We start from the raw sequence: 17,077 nt of genomic DNA, 5'->3' as shown, positions 1-17,077 counted from the left end.
CGCTACTCCTCCACCAACCGGGTCAGCGCGCGGGACAGGGCCGCCGGGTCCTTCGCCCAGGCCAGCACCACCTCGTCGTCGTCCAGCCGGAGCGGCACCTCGCCGGTCCCCCTCGGCACCGCCCAGCTCCCGCCGAGCACCCGGGCGCCGACCGGCGCGCCCACGTCGGTGACCGCCGCGATCCGCTCGACCCGCAGCTCCTCGCGCCCCTGCACGAGCTCGGCGGGGGTCAGCCGCACCGAGACCAGGCGGCGGCGGCCGTGCACCCAGACCGCCGCCGCGATCGCGAGCAGGCCCCCGACCAGCAGCCACACCCACCCGTGGCGGGGGCCGGGGGTGGTCACCTCGACGACGGCGCCCAGCAGCGCGAACGCCGGTCCCCAGAGCACCGGCCACCAGCTGCTCCCGCGTTCCGCGTACAGCACCGGTTCGCTCATCGCTCCCCCGTCAGCCATTCCGTGGACGGCGCCCGCCAGAGCAGCACCGCGGCCACCACCCCCAGCACCAGCAGGGCCAGGTGCACGCTGAGCACCGCCCCCGACCCGAGCACGAGCACCAGGTGCAGCAGGGCGAACGCGGACAACCCGATCCGCGCCCACGCGTGCCGCCGGTACAGCGCCACCCCGAACCCCAGGTAGGCCGCCGCGAGCACGACGGCCAACCCGGTGTTGACCCAGACCAGCTGCTGCGCGCGGGCCGCCGCGTCCGCCGCCATGACGTGCTGCTGCTCGGCGATCTGCTGCACGAGCTGGGCGCGGCCGGACCACATCAGCCCGGCCTGCAGCAGCAGGAGGATCGCCACCGTCCACCACAGGACGACGGAGAAGCGCAGCGGTCGCGGTGGCGCCATCAGCGGGGACGGCGCGCCGCCGCGTCGAAGTACCAGTTCGACTGCTTCAGGAACACCAGCACGATGAACGCGCCCATGGCCAGCAGCCCGAGCCCGCTCTCGACGTAGGCGATGACGTAGTACGAGGTGGGCAGCTCGATCTCCGGCACCTCCCCGGTGACCGCCATCGAGCTGCCGCCCTGCACCAGGCTGGCCAGGGCGCTGAGCACCCAGAGCGAGGCGAAGACGGTGAGCGTGATCCGCGCCCAGTTCCGGCCGGCCCGCATCTTGAAGCCGAACAGGATCCACAGCGCGCTCAGGACCAGGTAGATCACCGTGAAGAAGATGAAGGTGGCCAGCATGATGCCGTTCATGAACGACGACATCCCGTCCTGGAACTCGGCGAGCTCCGGGTCGGAGGTCACGCTGGCGACGGTGTCGTTGAGGTAGCCCTGCAGCGTCATGAAGCTGACCACGGACAGCACCGTCACGAGCAGCGGCACCGCGATGGCGATCCAGAACGCGATCTCCACGGTCATCGGTCGCGGGACCTGCGCCATCTCCTGCGCGGGCACGGGCGGTGCCGCGTAGGGGTTCTGCGGGTACCCGCCCTGCGGTTGCTGCTGCGGGAAGCCCCCGGAGGGCGTGCTGCTCTGGGGGAAGCCGCCGGACGGCGTGCCGCCCTGCGGGTACTGCGGGTACCCGCCCTGCTGCCACGGATCATGCGGTGAGGTCACCGGCAAACAGTATGAACCCGACTCATCGCCTGTCCACCGAGTTGGCCGAACTCACCGGGGGGAGTTCGGCGCGGCGTGCGCGTGCGCCCGCCCACCGGGCACCAGCACCGGGGTGACCAGGGCAACGAGCACCTCCAGCGGCGAGGTCACCCCCGGTCCAGCGGTTCCGCCGTACCGGGACCGCGGGCTCGCCGCGCGCGGCGGAAGTACTGGTTCGACGGCGCCAGGTGGGCGAGCAGCAGCGTCGCCCCGACGGTGAGGACCTGCAGCACCGCCAGCAGCAGGCTCACCACGCCGCCGACGGTCCCCCCGGTCACCGACGGCAGCGTCAGCACGATCCACACCGCGCCGACCACGGTGATCACGGTGCGGGCCCACCTCCGGCCGTGGCGCATGAGGACCAGGAACACGGTCCACAGCGCCGCGACGACCACCACGACCGCGGTCACCAGCACCAGCACCCCGGTGTAGACGGTGCGCGCTTCCTCGGGGGTGAGCCGCTGGCCCTGCGACGCGGCCTCCTCCACCACCACCTGCAGCTCGGCGCCGGAGACCAGCAGGTACGAGGTGGCGACGATGGCGAAGCCGACCACGACGCTGGCCAGCCCCGCCCAGAACGCGCCCTCGACCGTGCCCGGTCGTCCGCGCCGGGCCGCGAGGTCGGGGTCCTGCGGCGTCACCAGCTCAGACTAGGAACGCCCGCGGGAGACGACAATTCAGCGCGGCGTGCCGCCGAAGGCCGGGCGCGGGGCCGCCTCGCGGACGTACCGGTTGGCGTCGGGCCGGAACGTGAACACGATCGCGGCCACCTCGACGGCCGCCACGACCAGCGAGAACAGCACCTCGACCCAGGTGATGGAGACCCCGGTGAGCTGCTGGACCACCGCCGGGCCGAACACCCCGACGGTGAGCAGCGTGACGAGCGCGTTGAACACGCCGAAACCACCGAACACGGTGAGCAGCACCCGCGCCCAGTTCCGCCCTTCCAGCACCCGCTTGGTGAGCACCACGTACACCATCAGGATCAGCGCCTTGAGCAGGAACGTGAACATGATCCCGCTGTTGGCCGCGGCGTCGAGCTGCGTCTGCGTCAGGTTCGGGTCCACGCGGCGGAGCTCGTCGATGAGCCGTGCCCGGTCGGCGAGCTGGACGAAGGCCTGCACGATGCCGATGAGCACCGAGCCGATCCACAGCCACCGCGCGGTGAGCAGCGACTGCGGCACCTGCGGCCCCTGCGGCCCCTGCTCCGGCACCGGCCGTCCGAACGCGTCGACGCGCTGTCCCGGGTCGGTCATGCGCGAGCGCCCCGCAACCACTGCGCGGCCTCGACGGCCCAGTAGGTGAGGACGATGTCCGCGCCCGCCCGCCGGATCGAGGTCAGCGACTCCAGCACGGTCCGCCGGCGGTCCAGCCAGCCGTTGGCCACCGCGGCCTCGACCATCGCGTACTCGCCGGACACCTGGTAGGCGGCCACCGGCACGTCGGCCACGCCCGCGACGTCGCGCAGCACGTCGAGGTAGGACAGGGCGGGCTTGACCATCACCATGTCGGCGCCCTCGGCCAGGTCCAGGTCGACCTCGCGCAGCGCCTCGCGCCCGTTGGCCGGGTCCTGCTGGTAGGTGTTGCGGTCGCCCTGCAGCTGGGAGTCGACGGCCTCGCGGAACGGCCCGAAGAAGGCGGAGGCGTACTTCGCCGAGTAGGCCAGGATCGAGGTGTCGAGGTAGCCGGTCGCGTCCAGCGACTCGCGGATCACGCCGACCTGGCCGTCCATCATGCCGCTGGGCGCCACCACGTGCGCCCCGGACTGCGCCTGCACCACGGCCATCTCGCCGTAGACCTGCAGCGTGCGGTCGTTGTCGACGGTGCCGTCCTCGTCCAGCACGCCGCAGTGGCCGTGGTCGGTGAACTCGTCCAGGCACAGGTCGGCCATGAGCACGGTGTCGTCGCCGACCTCGGCGCGCAGGTCGCGCAGCGCGACGTTGAGGATGCCGTCCGGGTCGACCGCCCCGGAGCCGGTCGCGTCCCGCTCCGCGGGCACGCCGAAGAGCATCAGCCCGCCGACACCGGCGCTCACCGCGTCGACGGCGGCCTTGCGCAGCGAGTCGCGGGTGTGCTGCACGACGCCCGGCATCGACGGGATCGGCGCGGGCTCGTCGAGGCCCTCGCGCACGAACATCGGCAGCACGAGGTGCCGCGGTTCGACGGAGGTCTCGGAGACCAGGCGACGCAGGGCCGGGTCACGGCGAAGCCGACGCGGACGGTGCGAGGGATACATCCAGCAGCTCCCCAAGCGGCTCGACAGGGGCGACACCACGAGCCTAACCACTCCGACGAACCGGACGCCGCAGGGTCAGCCCGAGATCCCCACCACTCGCAGACGCCGCGAGGGGCGCCCGGTGACCAGGTCGGTCACCGGGCGCCCCTCGGAGCGGATCAGCTGCGGCGCGCGCGCTTGGCCTTGCGCGGCGGCGGCAGGGCGCCCTCCGCGCGGAGCCGGGCGGCGTGCTCGGCCAGGGCGTCCACCAGGTCCTCGACGCGCGGGACCTCCGGCTTGACGTCGACCCGCAGGCCGAACTCCTTGGCCGTCTCCGCGGTGTTCGGGCCGATGCAGGCCACCAGCGTCCGGGCGTGCGGCTTGCCCGCGATGCCGACCAGGTTGCGGACCGTGGACGACGAGGTGAAGCACACCGCGTCGAACCCGCCCGTCTTGATCATCTCGCGGGTCTCGGCCGGCGGCGGCGCGGCGCGGACCGTGCGGTAGGCCGTCACGTCGTCGACCTCCCAGCCGCGCTCGCGCAGACCGGCCGACAGCGTCTCGGTGGCGATGTCCGCGCGCGGCAACAGCACCCGGTCCACCGGGTCCAGGACGTCGTCGTGCGGCGGGAAGTCCTGCAGCAGGCCCTCGCTCGACTGGTCACCGGAGGGCAGCAGCTCCGGGATGATCCCGAAGGACCGCACCCGCTCCGCGGTGGCCTCGCCGACGCAGGCGATCTTCACGCCGGAGAACGCCCGCGCGTCCAGGCCGAACTCGCTGAACTTCTCCCACACCGCCTTGACGGCGTTGGCCGAGGTGAACACCACCCACTGGTAGCGGCCGTCGACCAGGCCCTTGACCGCGCGCTCCATCTGGGCGGGGCTGCGCGGCGGCTCGACGGAGATGGTGGGCACCTCGTGCGAGACGGCGCCGTGCGACCACAGGCGCTCGCTCATCACGCCGGCCTGCTCCTTGGTGCGCGGCACCAGGACCTTCCAGCCGTACAGCGCCCGCGACTCCCACCAGGACAGCTTGCTGCGCTCGGACACGACGTCGCCGATGGTCACCACCAGGTGCCCCTGCAGCTCACCGGCGTCGGCGGCCAGCGAGGCCAGCGTCGTGTCGATGGTGCGCTGCTGCACCGTGGTGCCGGAGGCGGTCACCGCGACCGGCGTGGTCGCGGCCTTGCCGTGCTCGACCAGCCGGGACGCGGCCTCGGCCAGGTGGCTGCCGGTGGTGTGCAGCACCAGCGCGCCGGGCGAGGCGGCCAGCGCCGCCCAGTCCACGTCGCCGCGGACGTCCACCTCGGTGTGCGCGGAACCCAGCGCGACACCGGCGTACGCCGGGACCGCGCTGCCGCCCGCCACACCGGGGACCACGTCGAAGGTGGCACCGGTCTTGGCGACCTCCTGCACCTCGCGGACCACCGCGTCGGCGGTCAGCGGGTCACCGGCCACCAGGCGCACCACACCGCGCCCGGTCGACGCCTCGTTCGCCAGGTCCTTGGCCACGTCCGCCGGGTCGCCCACCGCCGGGCGCACCTCGGCGCCCTCCGCGGCCAGGCCGACGATGTCGGCGGGTACGTCCGGGTCCGTCACCAGCAGGGCAGCGCGGGTGATCGCGTCCCGGGCCCGAACGGTGAGCAGTCCGGCGTCTCCTGGACCGGAGCCCACGAATGCGATGCGTCCGGGGGTCTTGCGTGCTCGGGTCATCAGGGCACTCCCCATCAACTACTGCCGGGACCGCTGAGCAGTGCGGCCCGGGCGTCGATCAGCTGAGCGGCCAGCCGGCGGCCCAGCTGGTCAGCGGCGGTCGTCTCACCAGTGATGGAGTCGCGGACGAGCCGAGACTCGTCGGCCGCCACCACCCCGCGCAGGGACAGCCGCAGCGCCACGCGCCCGTCCTCGTCGAGGTCCTCCACCACTTCGGCCAGCGCGCCGACCGGCGCGGTGCAGCCCGCTTCGAGCGCGTTCAACATCGCGCGCTCGGCGGTCGCCGCGGCGCGGCTGGCCTCATCGTCCAGAACGGACTGCAGCAGGTGCTCGGTGTCCACGTCGTCGACGCGGCACTCCACTGCGAGCGCGCCCTGGGCGGGCGCGGGCAGCATCTGCAGCGGATCGAGCGTTTCCGTGATCACCTCGAGCCGGCCCACGCGGGCCAGGCCGGCGCGGGCGAGGACGACGGCGTCCAGCTCACCGTCGGTCACCTTGCGCAGGCGGGTGTCCACGTTGCCGCGGATGCTGCGCACCTCCAGGCCCAGGCCCAGGGCCCGGAGCTGGGTGGCGCGGCGCGGCGAACCGGTGCCCACGACGGAGCCCGGGGGCAGTTCGCCGAGCGTCAGGCCGTCCCGTGCCACCAGCGCGTCCCGCGGGTCCTCCCGGACCGGGACGGCGGCCAGCGACAACCGGGGGTCCTGCTCGGTCGGCAGGTCCTTGAAGGAGTGCACCGCGACGTCGACCTCGCCGTCGGCCAGCGCCTCCCGCAGCGCCGAGGTGAACACGCCGACGCCGATCTCGGTGATCGGCGCCATCGACAGGTCGCCGGGGGTCTTCACCGGGACCAGCTCGGTCGGGTAGCCGGCCTGCTCCAGCTGCTCGGCGACCCACGAGCACTGCGCCATCGCGAGCGCGCTGCCGCGGGTGCCGATGCGGAGGGTCTTGTTCAACGGTCCTCCCCGTCTCGTGGTGCTCGGTCGCGCTTCTGGGCCTGCGCGACGGTGGCCCCGGTCCGGCCGTCGTCGGCCTGCGGGGCTCCGAGCACCGCGGTGGTCTGCGGATCGAGCTCGAAGAGCTCGCGGAGCGCGTCGGCGTAGCCGGCTCCGCCCGGCACCGACGCCAGTTGCTTGACCCGCACCGTGGGGGCGTGCAGGAGCTTGTCCACCACGCGGCGGACGGTGCGCGCCAGCTCCTCGCGCACCCGGCCGTCGAGCTCGGGCAGGCGCGAGTCGAGCCGCAGCAGCTCGGCGTCCACCACCTCGGCGGCGCGCTTGCGCAGCGCGGTCACGGTCGGGGTCACCTCGGCCGAGCGCTGCGCGGCGAGGTAGGCGCGCAGCTCCTCGGCGACGATCTGGGCGGCGCGCTCGGACTCGTTGCCGCCCCGCCGGTCGGAGAGCCGCTGCTGCAGGCTCTCCAGGTCGACGACGGTGACGCCGGGCAGCTCGGCCACCTCGGCGTCGATGTCCCGCGGCAGCCCGAGGTCGCAGCACAGCAGCGGTCGGCCGTCGCGCGCGGCCAGCGCCTCGGCGACCACGTCCGCGGTGACCACGGCGCCGACCGCGCCGGTGCAGGCCACCACCAGGTCGGCCTCGGCGATCGCGCGGGGGAGGTCGCTGAGGTCCGCGGTGCGCGCGGTGACGCCGTCGGCGCCCAGCGACTCGACGAGCCGCTCGCCGTTGGCGGGGGTGCGGTTGGCGATCACGACCTCGCCGATGCCCGCGCGCTTGAGCTGCGCGGCGGCCAGGCCGCCCATCGAACCGGCGCCGACGATGAGCGCGCTGCGCCCGGCCAGGCCGTCCAGCGCCACCTCGGCGTCGGCGAGCGCCTCGGAGACCACCGACGCGCCCTCGGCGTCGATGCCGGTCTCGCTGTGCACCCGCTTGCCGACGCGCAGCGCCTGCTGGGCCAGCTCGTGCAGCGCCTTGCCGACGGTGCCGACCTCGTCCGCGGTGCCGTAGGCCTGCCGCAGCTGGCCGAGGATCTGCGCCTCGCCGACGACCATCGAGTCCAGCCCGGCGGCCACCGAGAACAGGTGCTCCACGGCGGCGCCCGCGTAGTAGACGTAGAGGTGGTCGGCCAGCTCGCGGAAGTCGGCACCCGCGTGCCGGGTCAGCACGGAGCTGACGTCGTCGAGGCCGCCGTGGAAGGTCTCCGCGATCGCGTACACCTCGACCCGGTTGCAGGTCGAGATCACGAACGCCTCGCACACGTGGTCCTGCTGCAGGAGTTCGCCGAGCACCTTGCGGACTTCGTCGCCGCTGATCGAGACCCGCTCCAGCACCCGGACCGGGGCGCTTCGGTGGGAGATCCCGACGGTGAGCAGGTTCACAGCCGTTCCACCATCCTGTTCGCCGAATCGACATCGCCTGGCACCTGGTCTCCGGTGCCCGGCGGCCCCAGGTCCGCACCGTCCACCTCGGACTGCGCGGTCGCTTCCTGCTGACGCCTGGCCACGTGGAACGACAGGATCTGCATCTCCACCGCCAGGTCGACCTTGCGCACCTCGACGTGCTCGGGGACCTGCAGCACGACCGGCGCGAAGTTCAGGATGCACGCGACGCCCCCGGCGACCAAGCGGTCGCAGACCTCCTGGGCGCCCTGCGCGGGCGTGGCGATCACACCGATGGTGATCTCCCGCTCGCGGCACACCTCGACGATGTCGTCGATGTGGCTGACCGGGATGCCGCCGACCGGCACGCCGATCAGGTCCGGGTCGAGGTCGAACAGCGCCGCCACCGGGAACCCGCGGCTGGGGAACCCGCCGTAGTTGGCCAGCGCGTGCCCGAGGTTGCCGATCCCGACCACCGCGACGCTGTGCTTGCGGGTCAGGCCGAGGGTGCGCTCGATCTGGCCGATGAGCACCGACACCTCGTAGCCGACGCCGCGGGTGCCGTAGGAGCCGATGTAGGAGAGGTCCTTGCGGAGCTTGGCGGAGTTCACGCCCGCCGCGACGGCCAGCTCGTCGCTGGAGACCGTGGTGACGTCCTGCTCGGCGAGGCTGGAGAGGGCGCGGAGGTAGACGGCGAGGCGGGCGACGGCCGCTTCCGGGATCGCGCGGGCCCGGTCCCGGGCCGCGGGCACCTCGACCGACTGCTTGGACTCGGCCCGGGGATCGGCCTCGACCTGCCCGTCGCCGTCCTGCACGTCCGCTCCGTGGGCCGTCACGCTGGATCTCCCTCGCCCTGCTGCTCGCTCACCTGTCCACCCGCTCGCGGGGGGCTGCCGTGGTCGTCGACTCCCGACTCCATCCGCAGGCGGGGATCTCCGACGCCGACCGGCCGTTCCTCCGACGGCGTCGTCCCGGCACCGCGGGCGGCACCTGATCCGCTGATCCGCACCGAGAACCCGGCGGCCCGACCCGTACACCGTAACCACTTGTGAATGCAGGCACAAAGTCGCTGCGGCGCACCGGCCCGGAGGCGCGAGCCTTCCTCCGCCATCATTGCGGATAGCCCCCCGACGTGCCAAAACGCGTGGTCTGGGGCACGTTGCGGACATCACCGCGAGGCGCGGGACGATCAGCGGGCCAAGGCGCGGCGGAAGCGCTCCTCCTCGACCCGCCAGAAGCCGTGCTCGGCTCCGTCGACCAAGATCACCGGAACCCGGTCACCGTACTCCGCGCGCAGTTCCGGGTCGGCGTCGACGTCCTCCGCGGACCACTCGACGCCGAGCTCAGCGCAGATCCGACGCACGTCGGAGATCGCGTCCTCGCACGCGTGGCACCCCTCGCGGGTCATCACGGTCACTCGGTGCATGCCGCCGCTCCCGAAGATTTCCGGCCCGTTCCCGACCTCTCACGGTACCGATTCGGAAACTGCGGACAGTTCGGGGAACACCGCTGGTCACGTGTCCAAAATCACCCCTGTGAGCGAGGTTCGCGACACGCTCGTGGTCACGCTGCGTAGTGCGACGATCACCGCGATGCACTACCTACTTCCGAGTAACAACACGTATGCTGCTGCTCCAACGCCCACGCCCCCGGAGCACCCCCAGGCCCCGCCTGGATCCCGAACGAGTGACCCGAGAGACCACCACGAACGACTCGCTCCGCACCGGAGGCGGGTGTCCGAAGGACACCGCGACATGACGCCGGGCCCGGGGCGCCCCCACGCGCACCGGGACCGGCCCGCCAACGACGGCAGGAGGTCGCAAGAGATGAGCAGCCCGAACACGCTCGCACCCCCCGCCCCGGACGTCGCCCGCCGTCGCGTCGGTCACCACATCGCCCCGAGATCGGACAGCTGGGCCTACGTCAGCGCCGCGCAGCAGGGCGACAGCGACGCCTTCGGGCACCTCTACGACGAGTACGCCCAGACCGTCTACCGCTACGTGCTGTTCCGGGTCAGCGACCACTGCCTGGCCGAGGACATCACCAGCGAGACCTTCCTGCGCGCGCTGCGCCGGATCGCCTCCATCAGCTACCAGGGCCGGGACGTGGCCGCCTGGTTCATCACCATCGCCAAGAACCTCATCCTCGACCACATCAAGTCCAGCCGGTACCGGCTGGAGATCCCCACCGCCGACTGGACCGACAACCTCGCGACGCACCGCACGTCCCACGGCCCCGAGCAGCACGTGCTCACCGAGGCCACCCACCGCGAGCTGCTGCGCTGCGTGCGCCAGCTCAACCCCGACCAGCGGGAGTGCATCCGGCTGCGGTTCCTGCAGGGCCTGTCCGTCACCGAGACCGCGGCCGCGATGCGGCGCAACGAGGGAGCGGTCAAGGCGCTGCAGCACCGGGCGATCCGCCGACTGGCGCAGCTGCTGCCCGACGATCTCCGCTGAAGCGTTGCCGCGCCCGCCGGAGGTGCGCAAAGGTGGTTGCCGGGAGGCTCTAAGCTAGGAGTCTGCTGAGCCGGATGGCCCAGGGTCGGCAAGACCAGGACTTCGCACGAACACTCCGGAGGACCCCGAGGAGGCGCGGCGGTGCCGACACGTCAGGGCTCGGCCGATGGCGCGGAGCAGCGCGGCCTGCGCACGCGGGTCGACAGCGCGAAGGTGGCCGGTCGGGCCTCGGCGGAAGCAGCCGTGGCGGCGGCCCCCGGTCCGGACGGCTCGCTGGCGGCCCCACCTGACCTCACCGCGGCGGCGTTCTTCGACGTCGACAACACCATGATGATGGGCGCCTCGCTGTTCCACTTCGCCCGAGGCCTGGCCGCCCGGAAGTTCCTCACCGCCACCGACCTGGCCGGGTTCGCCTGGCAGCAGCTGAAGTTCCGGGTCGGCGGCCGGGAGAACCAGCAGGACATGCAGGCCAGCCGGGAGCAGGCGCTGTCCTTCGTCGCCGGCCGCAAGGTCTCCGAGCTGGTGGAGCTCAGCGAGGAGATCTACGACGAGCTGATGGCCGACCGGATCTGGGCGGGCACCCGGGCGCTGGCGCAGATGCACCTCGACGCCGGGCAGCGGGTGTGGCTGGTGACCGCGACGCCGGTCGAGCTCGCGCAGATCATCGCCCGCCGGCTCGGCCTGACCGGCGCGCTCGGCACGGTCGCGGAGAACGCCAACGGCGTCTACACCGGGCGGCTGGTCGGCGAGATGCTGCACGGGCGGGCCAAGGCGCACGCGGTGCGCGCGCTGGCCGCCAGCGAGGGCCTCGACCTGCGCCGCTGCACGGCCTACTCGGACTCGGCCAACGACATCCCGATGCTGTCGGTGGTGGGCACGGCGGTGGCGGTCAACCCGGACCAGCGACTGCGCGACATCGCCCGCACCCGCGGCTGGGAGATCCGCGACTTCCGCACCGGCCGCAAGGCGGCCCGCATCGGCCTGAACTCGATGCTCGGCGCGAGCGCCATCGCGGGCGCGATCGCCGCGGGCCTCGCCTACCGCCACCGCGACCGCTCCTGACCCCTGGGGCCACCACCTCGATGGAGACCGGACGTGCGATCCCCACGGGGATCGCGGACCGCCAGACGTCGCGGTCTCGCTGGAGACGCAGGTGTGGGGCGACGTCTTCGGCATGTGCACCGACCGCTTCGGCATCACCTGGGTGGTCACCATCAGCCGGTGACGAGCCCGGCGCCTCCGCCCCCGGCGGTCCACCGGCACGTCGACGATGCGCGCCGAGCACCCCTCCCGGCCCGTCGCCGGGGACGCGACTCCGCGCGCCCGGCACGAGGTTCACCCCAGGAAGACGTTGGTGCGTTGGGCCAGCAGGCGGTAGAGGGTGTGCTGGATGGTCTCGCGGACCTGGTCGCTGATGCCGAACACCAGCATCGGGTCGTCCGCCGCGCCCTCCGGGTAGTCCGTCGTCTCGATCGGCTCGCCGAACTCGATGTACCACTTCGACGGCAGCGGCACCGCGCCCAGCGGGCCGAAGTGCGGGAACAGCGGCGTGACCGGGAAGTACGGCACCCCGAGCAGCCGGGCCAGCGGCTTGATGTCACCGAGCTTCGGGTAGATCTCCTCCGCGCCCACGATGGCGCACGGCACGATCGGCACCCCGGTGCGCAGCGCCGCCGAGACGAACCCGCCGCGCCCGAACCGCTGGAGCTTGTAGCGGTCCTTGAACGGCTTGCCGATGCCCTTGAAGCCCTCCGGCCAGACGCCCACCAGCTCGCCGCTGGTCAGCAGTCGCTCCGCGTCCGGGTTGCAGGCCAGCGTGTGCCCGGCCTTGCGGGCCAGCGCGCCGAGCACCGGCGTCCGGAACACCAGGTCGGCGCCGAGCATCCGCAGGTGCCGCGACGCCGGGTGGTGGTCGTGCAGCGCCACGGTCGTCATGAGCGCGTCCCACGGCAGCGTGCCGGAGTGGTTGGCCACCACGAGCGCGCCGCGGTCCGCGGGCACGTGGTGGGTGCCGATCGCCTCCACCCGGAACCACTTCTCGTAGAACGGCCGCAGCAGCCGCAGGAACACCTCGTCGGTCAGCTCCTGGTCGAAGCCGAACTCGTCGACCTCGTAGTCGCCGAGCAGCCGGCGGCGGGCGAAGGCCAGCACCTCGGTGACGGCCTCCTCCCAGCCCGGCTCGGCGGGCTCCGGGGCCGGTCGCCGCCGGTCCTCCGGCCGCAAGGGGATCACCTGCGCATCCGCCATCACGACCCCACGTCCCGCGCGGAGAACGGTCCGCGCAGCTTCACCAGCAGGTCCCCGATGCCGCGCTCGGCCGCCCGGACGGTCTCCGGGTCCACCACCGGCCGCAGGTCCCGTCCGCGGACGAAGTCGTCGAACGCCTGCTGCGTGGTCCAGCGCGGGGCGAACCCGAACCGCTCGCGGAGCCGGGTGGTGTCCAGCACCCGGCCGAAGCCGAGGTAGCGCAGCTGCTCCGGGGAGAAGTCGACCAGCCGCGCGCCGCGGAAGAACTGCGTCACCGGCAGCACCGCCGGGCCCGGCAGCGGCAGCGCGACCCGCCCGGCCCGCCGGATCGCCTGGGACAGCATGAGCACCCCGTCGCCGGCCACGTTGTAGACCCCGGGCAGGTCGTTCAGCGCCGCCCGCTCCAGCACCGCCAGCGCGTCCTCGGAGTGCAGCAGCTGCAGCCGCGCGTCGAAGCCGAACACCGTCGGCACCACCGGCAGCGCGAAGTAGCGGGTGAGCACCGCGTCGATGCGCGGCCCGATGAGGTTGCTGAACCGCAGCGTGGTGATGTCCACGTCGGGGCGGCGCCGGCCGAAACCGCGCACGTAGCCCTCGACCTCCACCGCGTCCTTGGCGAAGCCCGAGGACGGCAGGTCCTTGGGCTCCATGTCCTCGGTGAACACCGCGGGGTCCCGCGAGCTCGCCCCGTACACCGCGCAGGTCGAGCGGACCACCAGCTTGCGCACCGACGGCGCCTGCTGGCAGGCGGCCAGCAGCTGCATGGTGCCGATGACGTTCATCTCCTTGACCGCGTCGCGACCGCCGGGCCCGGGGTGGGTGCCGACCGCCGCGTGCACCACGGTGTCGACGCCGGCGCGGGCGATGACCTTGCCGATCAGCGGGTTGCGGATGTCGGCGCGGACGAACTCGGTGCGCCCCATCCGGCGCAGCAGGTCGCGGCCGGGCTGCACGGTGTCGACGCCCAGCACCCGCTCGATCGTGGGATCGGCGGCCAACCGCGCGGCGAGGTGCCCGCCGAGGAAGCGGCTGACCCCGGTCACCAGCACGACGTTCGGGCCCATGCGTCTCCCCGCGTCTCGACCACGGTCACCACGCGTGATGCTACCGCCACCGCGGCGCCGCGGTGGCCGGTCGAGGGCCCGCACAGACAACACCGCCGCCGACCCCGGGCCGGCGGCGGTGCGCAGATCACTTGCCCAACTTGCGACGCTGGACGCGAGTCCGGCGGAGCAGCTTGCGGTGCTTCTTCTTGGACATGCGCTTGCGGCGCTTCTTGATGACCGAGCCCATGCGGACTCCTTCACTCTTGACGGCAGTTCGAACGTCTCCCGCGCCGGTGCAGCCGCGACGAGCGCACCAGGCACGACCAGCCCTCAACTCTACCTGCCCTGGACCGGCCACCCGCCGCCGTGGTCCCGGAAGCGCCGCTGGGCACCGCTCGCCCGCCGCCGCGGCGCGCTGCCCGCGGCGGCCGACGGCGGTGCCCGTCCGCGTCAGCCCGCGTTGTAGTAGGCGCTCTCCAAGTAGGCGTGGACGTCCTTCTCCGCCACTCGAAACGACCGGCCCACGCGTGCTGCGGGCAGCTCGCCGGCGTGGACGAGCCGGTACACCGTCATCTTCGACACCCGCATCAGCTTGGCGACTTCAGCGACGGTGAGGAACCGCACCTGCCCCATGCCGGGAGGCGCCTGCTGGCTGGGTTCGGAGTTGGCAGACATGCTTCACCGTGCCCTTCGGCACGTGTCGCGCCCGTCGGCTTCCCCTCCGACGGGAACCTCACGCACGTGCTCCATCGAGAGTAGCGGGACGGTTGGGGAGCCTGCGATGGCCGAACTACCTGAGTATTCGCCCGTCGTTCAGTCGCGGTCCTCGTGCGCCGCGCCGAGCTCCACGGAGCGGTCCCGGGCGGCCTCGATGGCGTCGATGAGCGCGGCCCGGACGCCGTGCTTCTCCAGCTCCCGGATGCCCGCGATGGTGGTGCCGGCGGGCGAGGTGACCGCCTCGCGCAGCATCACCGGGTGCCCGCCGCCCTCGCGGAGCATCGCGGCGGCGCCGACCGCCGACTGCACGATGAGGTCCGCGGCGGTGGCGCGCGGGATGCCGAGCAGGATCCCCGCGTCGATCATGGCTTCGACCAGGTAGAAGAAGTACGCCGGGCCGGACCCGGACAGCGCGGTGACCGCGTCCTGCTGGCTCTCCGGCACGCGCACCACCTTGCCGACGCTGCCGAGCAGCTCCTCGACCAGCTCCAGGTCGGCGTCCGTGGCGCAGGAGCCGGCGGAGATGGCGCTCATGGCCTCGCCGACCAGCATCGGCGTGTTCGGCATGACCCGGACCACCGCGGTGCCCTCGGGCAACCGCCGCTCGAACAGCGAGGTGGGCAGCCCCGCGCACAGCGACACCACGAGCTTGCCGCTGGGCAGGTTCGGGGCCACCTCGTCGAGCAGCGGCTCGATGTCCTGGGGCTTGACGGCGACGACGATGACGTCCGCGCGCCGCACCGCGTCGGCCACGCTCACGTGCGTGATGCCGTAGGTCTCCGACAGCTCGGCGGCGCGGTTCGGGAACCGCTCGGTGAACAGCAGGTCCGCCGGGGCGCGCCCGGCCTTGAGCAGCCCGGACAGCAGCGATTCCCCGATCTTCCCGGCTCCGAGCACTGCGATCGTCGTCATGCCGCTCAGGGTGCCAGACCACGCTCCGCGAACGACATCTGCCGTCCCCGCGAGCACCGGCGCGAGGCCTCCCGCAACGCGATCTCAACAACTACTGTGTCTGCCACCACAGGCCCCGCCACAGCCGACGATCCAGACCGAAGGAGCTCTCGACCATGCTCAGCACCATGCAGGACGCGCCCCTGTCGATCACCAGGATCCTCGAGCAGGGCAGCGGCCCGCACGGCGCGTCGGCCCAGGTCATCACGTGGACCGGCGAAGGTTCTCGGCGGCGCAGCTACGCCGACGTCGGCCGCCGGGCGGCGCAGCTGGCGCACGCGCTGCGCGGTCTCGGCGTCACCGGCGACCAGCGGGTCGGCACGTTCATGTGGAACAACGCCGAGCACCTGGAGGCCTACCTGGCGGTGCCGGCGATGGGCGCCGTGCTGCACACGCTGAACATCCGGCTGTTCCCGGAGCAGCTCGTCTACGTGGCCAACCACGCCGAGGACGAGGTGGTGCTCGTCGACGCGACGCTGGTGCCGCTGTTCAGCACGATGCTGCCGGAGTTGCGGACGGTGCGGCACGTGGTCGTCGTGGGCGGGGACGCGGCAGCGCTGGAGGCGCCGCAGGGCATCGAGGTGCACGGCTACGAGGAGCTGCTGGCCGGGCAGCCGACCGAGTTCCCCTGGCCGGAGCTGGACGAGCGGTCGGCCGCGGCGATGTGCTACACGTCCGGCACCACGGCCAACCCGAAGGGCGTCGTCTACTCGCACCGCTCGATCTACCTGCACTCGATGCAGGTGTGCATGACCGACGGGATGGCGCTGTCGCAGGCCGACCGCGCGCTGGCCATCGTGCCGATGTTCCACGCGATGTCCTGGGGCCTGCCGTACGCGGCGCTCATGGTGGGCGCCTCGATCATCATGCCGGACCGGTTCCTGCAGCCCGAGCCGCTGGTGCGGATGATCGCGGACGAGCGCCCGACGATGGCGGCGGCGGTGCCGACGATCTGGCAGGGCGTCCTGAAGCACCTGGCCGACGACCCGCACGACGTGTCGTCGCTGCGCGAGGTCGTGGTCGGCGGGGCGGCCTGCCCGCCGTCGCTGATGAAGACGTTCGAGCAGCAGTACGGCATCCCGGTGGTGCACGCCTGGGGCATGACGGAGACCTCGCCGCTGGGCAGCGTCGCCCGGCCGCCGGCGGGCGTCACCGGCGAGCGGGTGTGGGAGTACCGGGCCAGCCAGGGGCGGCTGCCCGCCGGGGTGCAGGCGCGGCTGGTCGGCGACGGCGGACAGGTGCTGCCGTGGGACGGCCAGAGCGTCGGTGAGCTGGAGGTCCGCGGGCCGTGGGTCACCGCCTCCTACTACGGCGACGCCGACCCGGAGAAGTTCCACGACGGCTGGCTGCGCACCGGGGACGTCGGGCACATCAGCCCGGACGGCTTCCTGCGGCTCACCGACCGGGCCAAGGACGTGATCAAGTCCGGCGGCGAGTGGATCTCGTCGGTGGAGCTGGAGAACAAGGTGATGGACCACCCCGCGGTCGCCGAGGCGATGGTGATCGGGGTGCCGGACGAGAAGTGGTCGGAGCGGCCGCTGGTCGCGGTGGTGCTGCGCGACGGCGAGCAGGTGGACCCCGCGGAGCTGCGCGACTTCCTGGCGGGCTCGGTGGCGAAGTGGCAGCTGCCGGAGTACTGGACGTTCATCCCGGAGGCGCCGAAGACCAGCGTCGGCAAGTTCGACAAGAAGCGCCTCCGCCAGCAGCACGCCGACGGCGAACTCGACGTCACCCGCCTCGGCTGAACCCAGCTACCTCGGCAGCACCCCGGCCGCCGGTGCCCGCCGCGGCCTGGA

The 17,077-nt window shown here is 72.8% G+C and carries 19 protein-coding genes; 3 read left to right on the top strand and 16 right to left on the bottom strand.

The window, feature by feature from the left end:
• Positions 1-2 precede the first annotated feature (2 nt).
• The 11 genes from HNR68_RS05170 to HNR68_RS05120 all read right to left on the bottom strand — a co-directional run bounded on the left by HNR68_RS05170 (position 3) and on the right by HNR68_RS05120 (position 9,290).
• Positions 3-437 carry a hypothetical protein gene (locus tag HNR68_RS05170; protein ID WP_179718159.1) on the bottom strand — a complete coding sequence of 145 codons (435 nt, stop codon included), beginning with the start codon at positions 435-437 and terminating at the stop codon, positions 3-5.
• Positions 434-850, bottom strand: a complete 417-nt coding sequence (locus tag HNR68_RS05165; protein ID WP_179718157.1) for a hypothetical protein — start codon at positions 848-850, stop codon at positions 434-436. The genes HNR68_RS05170 and HNR68_RS05165 overlap by 4 nt, the downstream gene beginning before the upstream one ends.
• Complete coding sequence (locus tag HNR68_RS05160; protein ID WP_343049947.1) at positions 850-1,566, bottom strand: hypothetical protein; 717 nt, start codon at positions 1,564-1,566, stop codon at positions 850-852. The genes HNR68_RS05165 and HNR68_RS05160 overlap by 1 nt, the downstream gene beginning before the upstream one ends.
• Positions 1,567-1,712: 146 nt before the next feature.
• Positions 1,713-2,246, bottom strand: coding sequence for a hypothetical protein (locus HNR68_RS05155; RefSeq protein ID WP_179718155.1), 534 nt, complete (start codon positions 2,244-2,246; stop codon positions 1,713-1,715).
• A 36-nt stretch (positions 2,247-2,282) separates the two neighbouring features.
• Complete coding sequence (locus HNR68_RS05150; protein ID WP_179718153.1) at positions 2,283-2,861, bottom strand: hypothetical protein; 579 nt, start codon at positions 2,859-2,861, stop codon at positions 2,283-2,285.
• The gene (hemB, locus tag HNR68_RS05145; RefSeq protein ID WP_179718151.1) at positions 2,858-3,841 is read right to left on the bottom strand and encodes a porphobilinogen synthase; all 984 of its coding nucleotides are present in this window, start codon (positions 3,839-3,841) and stop codon (positions 2,858-2,860) included. Before hemB ends, HNR68_RS05150 begins: the two co-directional genes overlap by 4 nt.
• A gap of 158 nt (positions 3,842-3,999) precedes the next feature.
• Entirely contained in the window at positions 4,000-5,532 is a 1,533-nt protein-coding gene (locus HNR68_RS05140) for a bifunctional uroporphyrinogen-III C-methyltransferase/uroporphyrinogen-III synthase (protein WP_179718149.1), read from the bottom strand.
• Between the two features lie 14 nt (positions 5,533-5,546).
• Positions 5,547-6,485 carry a hydroxymethylbilane synthase gene (hemC, locus tag HNR68_RS05135; RefSeq protein WP_179718147.1) on the bottom strand — a complete coding sequence of 313 codons (939 nt, stop codon included), beginning with the start codon at positions 6,483-6,485 and terminating at the stop codon, positions 5,547-5,549.
• Entirely contained in the window at positions 6,482-7,864 is a 1,383-nt protein-coding gene (locus HNR68_RS05130) for a glutamyl-tRNA reductase (protein WP_179718145.1), read from the bottom strand. The genes hemC and HNR68_RS05130 overlap by 4 nt, the downstream gene beginning before the upstream one ends.
• Positions 7,861-8,700 (bottom strand): redox-sensing transcriptional repressor Rex, encoded by an 840-nt coding sequence (locus tag HNR68_RS05125; RefSeq protein ID WP_179718143.1) that lies wholly within the window; start codon positions 8,698-8,700, stop codon positions 7,861-7,863. The genes HNR68_RS05130 and HNR68_RS05125 overlap by 4 nt, the downstream gene beginning before the upstream one ends.
• A gap of 353 nt (positions 8,701-9,053) precedes the next feature.
• Positions 9,054-9,290: a glutaredoxin family protein gene (locus HNR68_RS05120; protein ID WP_179718141.1), complete on the bottom strand. Its 237-nt coding sequence runs from the start codon at positions 9,288-9,290 to the stop codon at positions 9,054-9,056.
• A 400-nt stretch (positions 9,291-9,690) separates the two neighbouring features.
• Between HNR68_RS05120 and HNR68_RS05115 the strand changes: the two genes are divergently transcribed.
• Positions 9,691-10,320, top strand: coding sequence for a sigma-70 family RNA polymerase sigma factor (locus HNR68_RS05115; RefSeq protein ID WP_179718139.1), 630 nt, complete (start codon positions 9,691-9,693; stop codon positions 10,318-10,320).
• A gap of 141 nt (positions 10,321-10,461) precedes the next feature.
• Entirely contained in the window at positions 10,462-11,382 is a 921-nt protein-coding gene (locus tag HNR68_RS05110) for an HAD family hydrolase (protein WP_179718137.1), read from the top strand.
• A 273-nt stretch (positions 11,383-11,655) separates the two neighbouring features.
• Here the strand turns inward: HNR68_RS05110 and HNR68_RS05105 are convergent, their stop codons facing one another.
• The 5 genes from HNR68_RS05105 to proC all read right to left on the bottom strand — a co-directional run bounded on the left by HNR68_RS05105 (position 11,656) and on the right by proC (position 15,242).
• A complete protein-coding gene (locus HNR68_RS05105; protein WP_179718135.1) occupies positions 11,656-12,567 on the bottom strand; it encodes a lysophospholipid acyltransferase family protein in 912 nt (303 codons plus the stop codon).
• A complete protein-coding gene (locus tag HNR68_RS05100; RefSeq protein WP_179718133.1) occupies positions 12,567-13,631 on the bottom strand; it encodes an NAD-dependent epimerase/dehydratase family protein in 1,065 nt (354 codons plus the stop codon). Before HNR68_RS05100 ends, HNR68_RS05105 begins: the two co-directional genes overlap by 1 nt.
• A 127-nt stretch (positions 13,632-13,758) precedes the next feature.
• Positions 13,759-13,860 (bottom strand): 30S ribosomal protein bS22, encoded by a 102-nt coding sequence (locus HNR68_RS05095; RefSeq protein WP_003402602.1) that lies wholly within the window; start codon positions 13,858-13,860, stop codon positions 13,759-13,761.
• 203 nt (positions 13,861-14,063) lie between these two features.
• Positions 14,064-14,288, bottom strand: coding sequence for a helix-turn-helix domain-containing protein (locus HNR68_RS05090; RefSeq protein ID WP_179718131.1), 225 nt, complete (start codon positions 14,286-14,288; stop codon positions 14,064-14,066).
• Positions 14,289-14,426: 138 nt separating this feature from the next.
• Positions 14,427-15,242, bottom strand: a complete 816-nt coding sequence (gene proC / locus HNR68_RS05085) for a pyrroline-5-carboxylate reductase (RefSeq protein WP_179718130.1) — start codon at positions 15,240-15,242, stop codon at positions 14,427-14,429.
• Between the two features lie 155 nt (positions 15,243-15,397).
• On the opposite strand from proC, the gene HNR68_RS05080 reads away from it, so the two are divergent.
• Positions 15,398-17,026: a long-chain fatty acid--CoA ligase gene (locus HNR68_RS05080; protein ID WP_179718128.1), complete on the top strand. Its 1,629-nt coding sequence runs from the start codon at positions 15,398-15,400 to the stop codon at positions 17,024-17,026.
• Positions 17,027-17,077 lie beyond the last annotated feature (51 nt).

The organism is Saccharopolyspora hordei, assembly GCF_013410345.1.
GTDB classification, from domain to species: domain Bacteria; phylum Actinomycetota; class Actinomycetes; order Mycobacteriales; family Pseudonocardiaceae; genus Saccharopolyspora; species Saccharopolyspora hordei.
This window is presented reverse-complemented; position numbering and strand designations above follow the sequence as displayed.

Excerpts from the sequence above, each read along its gene's own strand:
- hemB (WP_179718151.1), bottom strand. The coding sequence starts at position 3,841 with ATGTATCCCTCGCACCGTCCGCGTCGGCTTCGCCGTGACCCGGCCCTG.
- proC (WP_179718130.1), bottom strand. The coding sequence starts at position 15,242 with ATGACGACGATCGCAGTGCTCGGAGCCGGGAAGATCGGGGAATCGCTG.
- HNR68_RS05090 (WP_179718131.1), bottom strand. The coding sequence starts at position 14,288 with ATGTCTGCCAACTCCGAACCCAGCCAGCAGGCGCCTCCCGGCATGGGG.
- HNR68_RS05150 (WP_179718153.1), bottom strand. The coding sequence starts at position 2,861 with ATGACCGACCCGGGACAGCGCGTCGACGCGTTCGGACGGCCGGTGCCG.
- HNR68_RS05170 (WP_179718159.1), bottom strand. The coding sequence starts at position 437 with ATGAGCGAACCGGTGCTGTACGCGGAACGCGGGAGCAGCTGGTGGCCG.
- HNR68_RS05080 (WP_179718128.1), top strand. The coding sequence starts at position 15,398 with ATGCTCAGCACCATGCAGGACGCGCCCCTGTCGATCACCAGGATCCTC.
- HNR68_RS05100 (WP_179718133.1), bottom strand. The coding sequence starts at position 13,631 with ATGGGCCCGAACGTCGTGCTGGTGACCGGGGTCAGCCGCTTCCTCGGC.
- HNR68_RS05105 (WP_179718135.1), bottom strand. The coding sequence starts at position 12,567 with ATGGCGGATGCGCAGGTGATCCCCTTGCGGCCGGAGGACCGGCGGCGA.
- HNR68_RS05165 (WP_179718157.1), bottom strand. The coding sequence starts at position 850 with ATGGCGCCACCGCGACCGCTGCGCTTCTCCGTCGTCCTGTGGTGGACG.
- HNR68_RS05115 (WP_179718139.1), top strand. The coding sequence starts at position 9,691 with ATGAGCAGCCCGAACACGCTCGCACCCCCCGCCCCGGACGTCGCCCGC.
- HNR68_RS05120 (WP_179718141.1), bottom strand. The coding sequence starts at position 9,290 with ATGCACCGAGTGACCGTGATGACCCGCGAGGGGTGCCACGCGTGCGAG.
- HNR68_RS05095 (WP_003402602.1), bottom strand. The coding sequence starts at position 13,860 with ATGGGCTCGGTCATCAAGAAGCGCCGCAAGCGCATGTCCAAGAAGAAG.
- HNR68_RS05140 (WP_179718149.1), bottom strand. The coding sequence starts at position 5,532 with ATGACCCGAGCACGCAAGACCCCCGGACGCATCGCATTCGTGGGCTCC.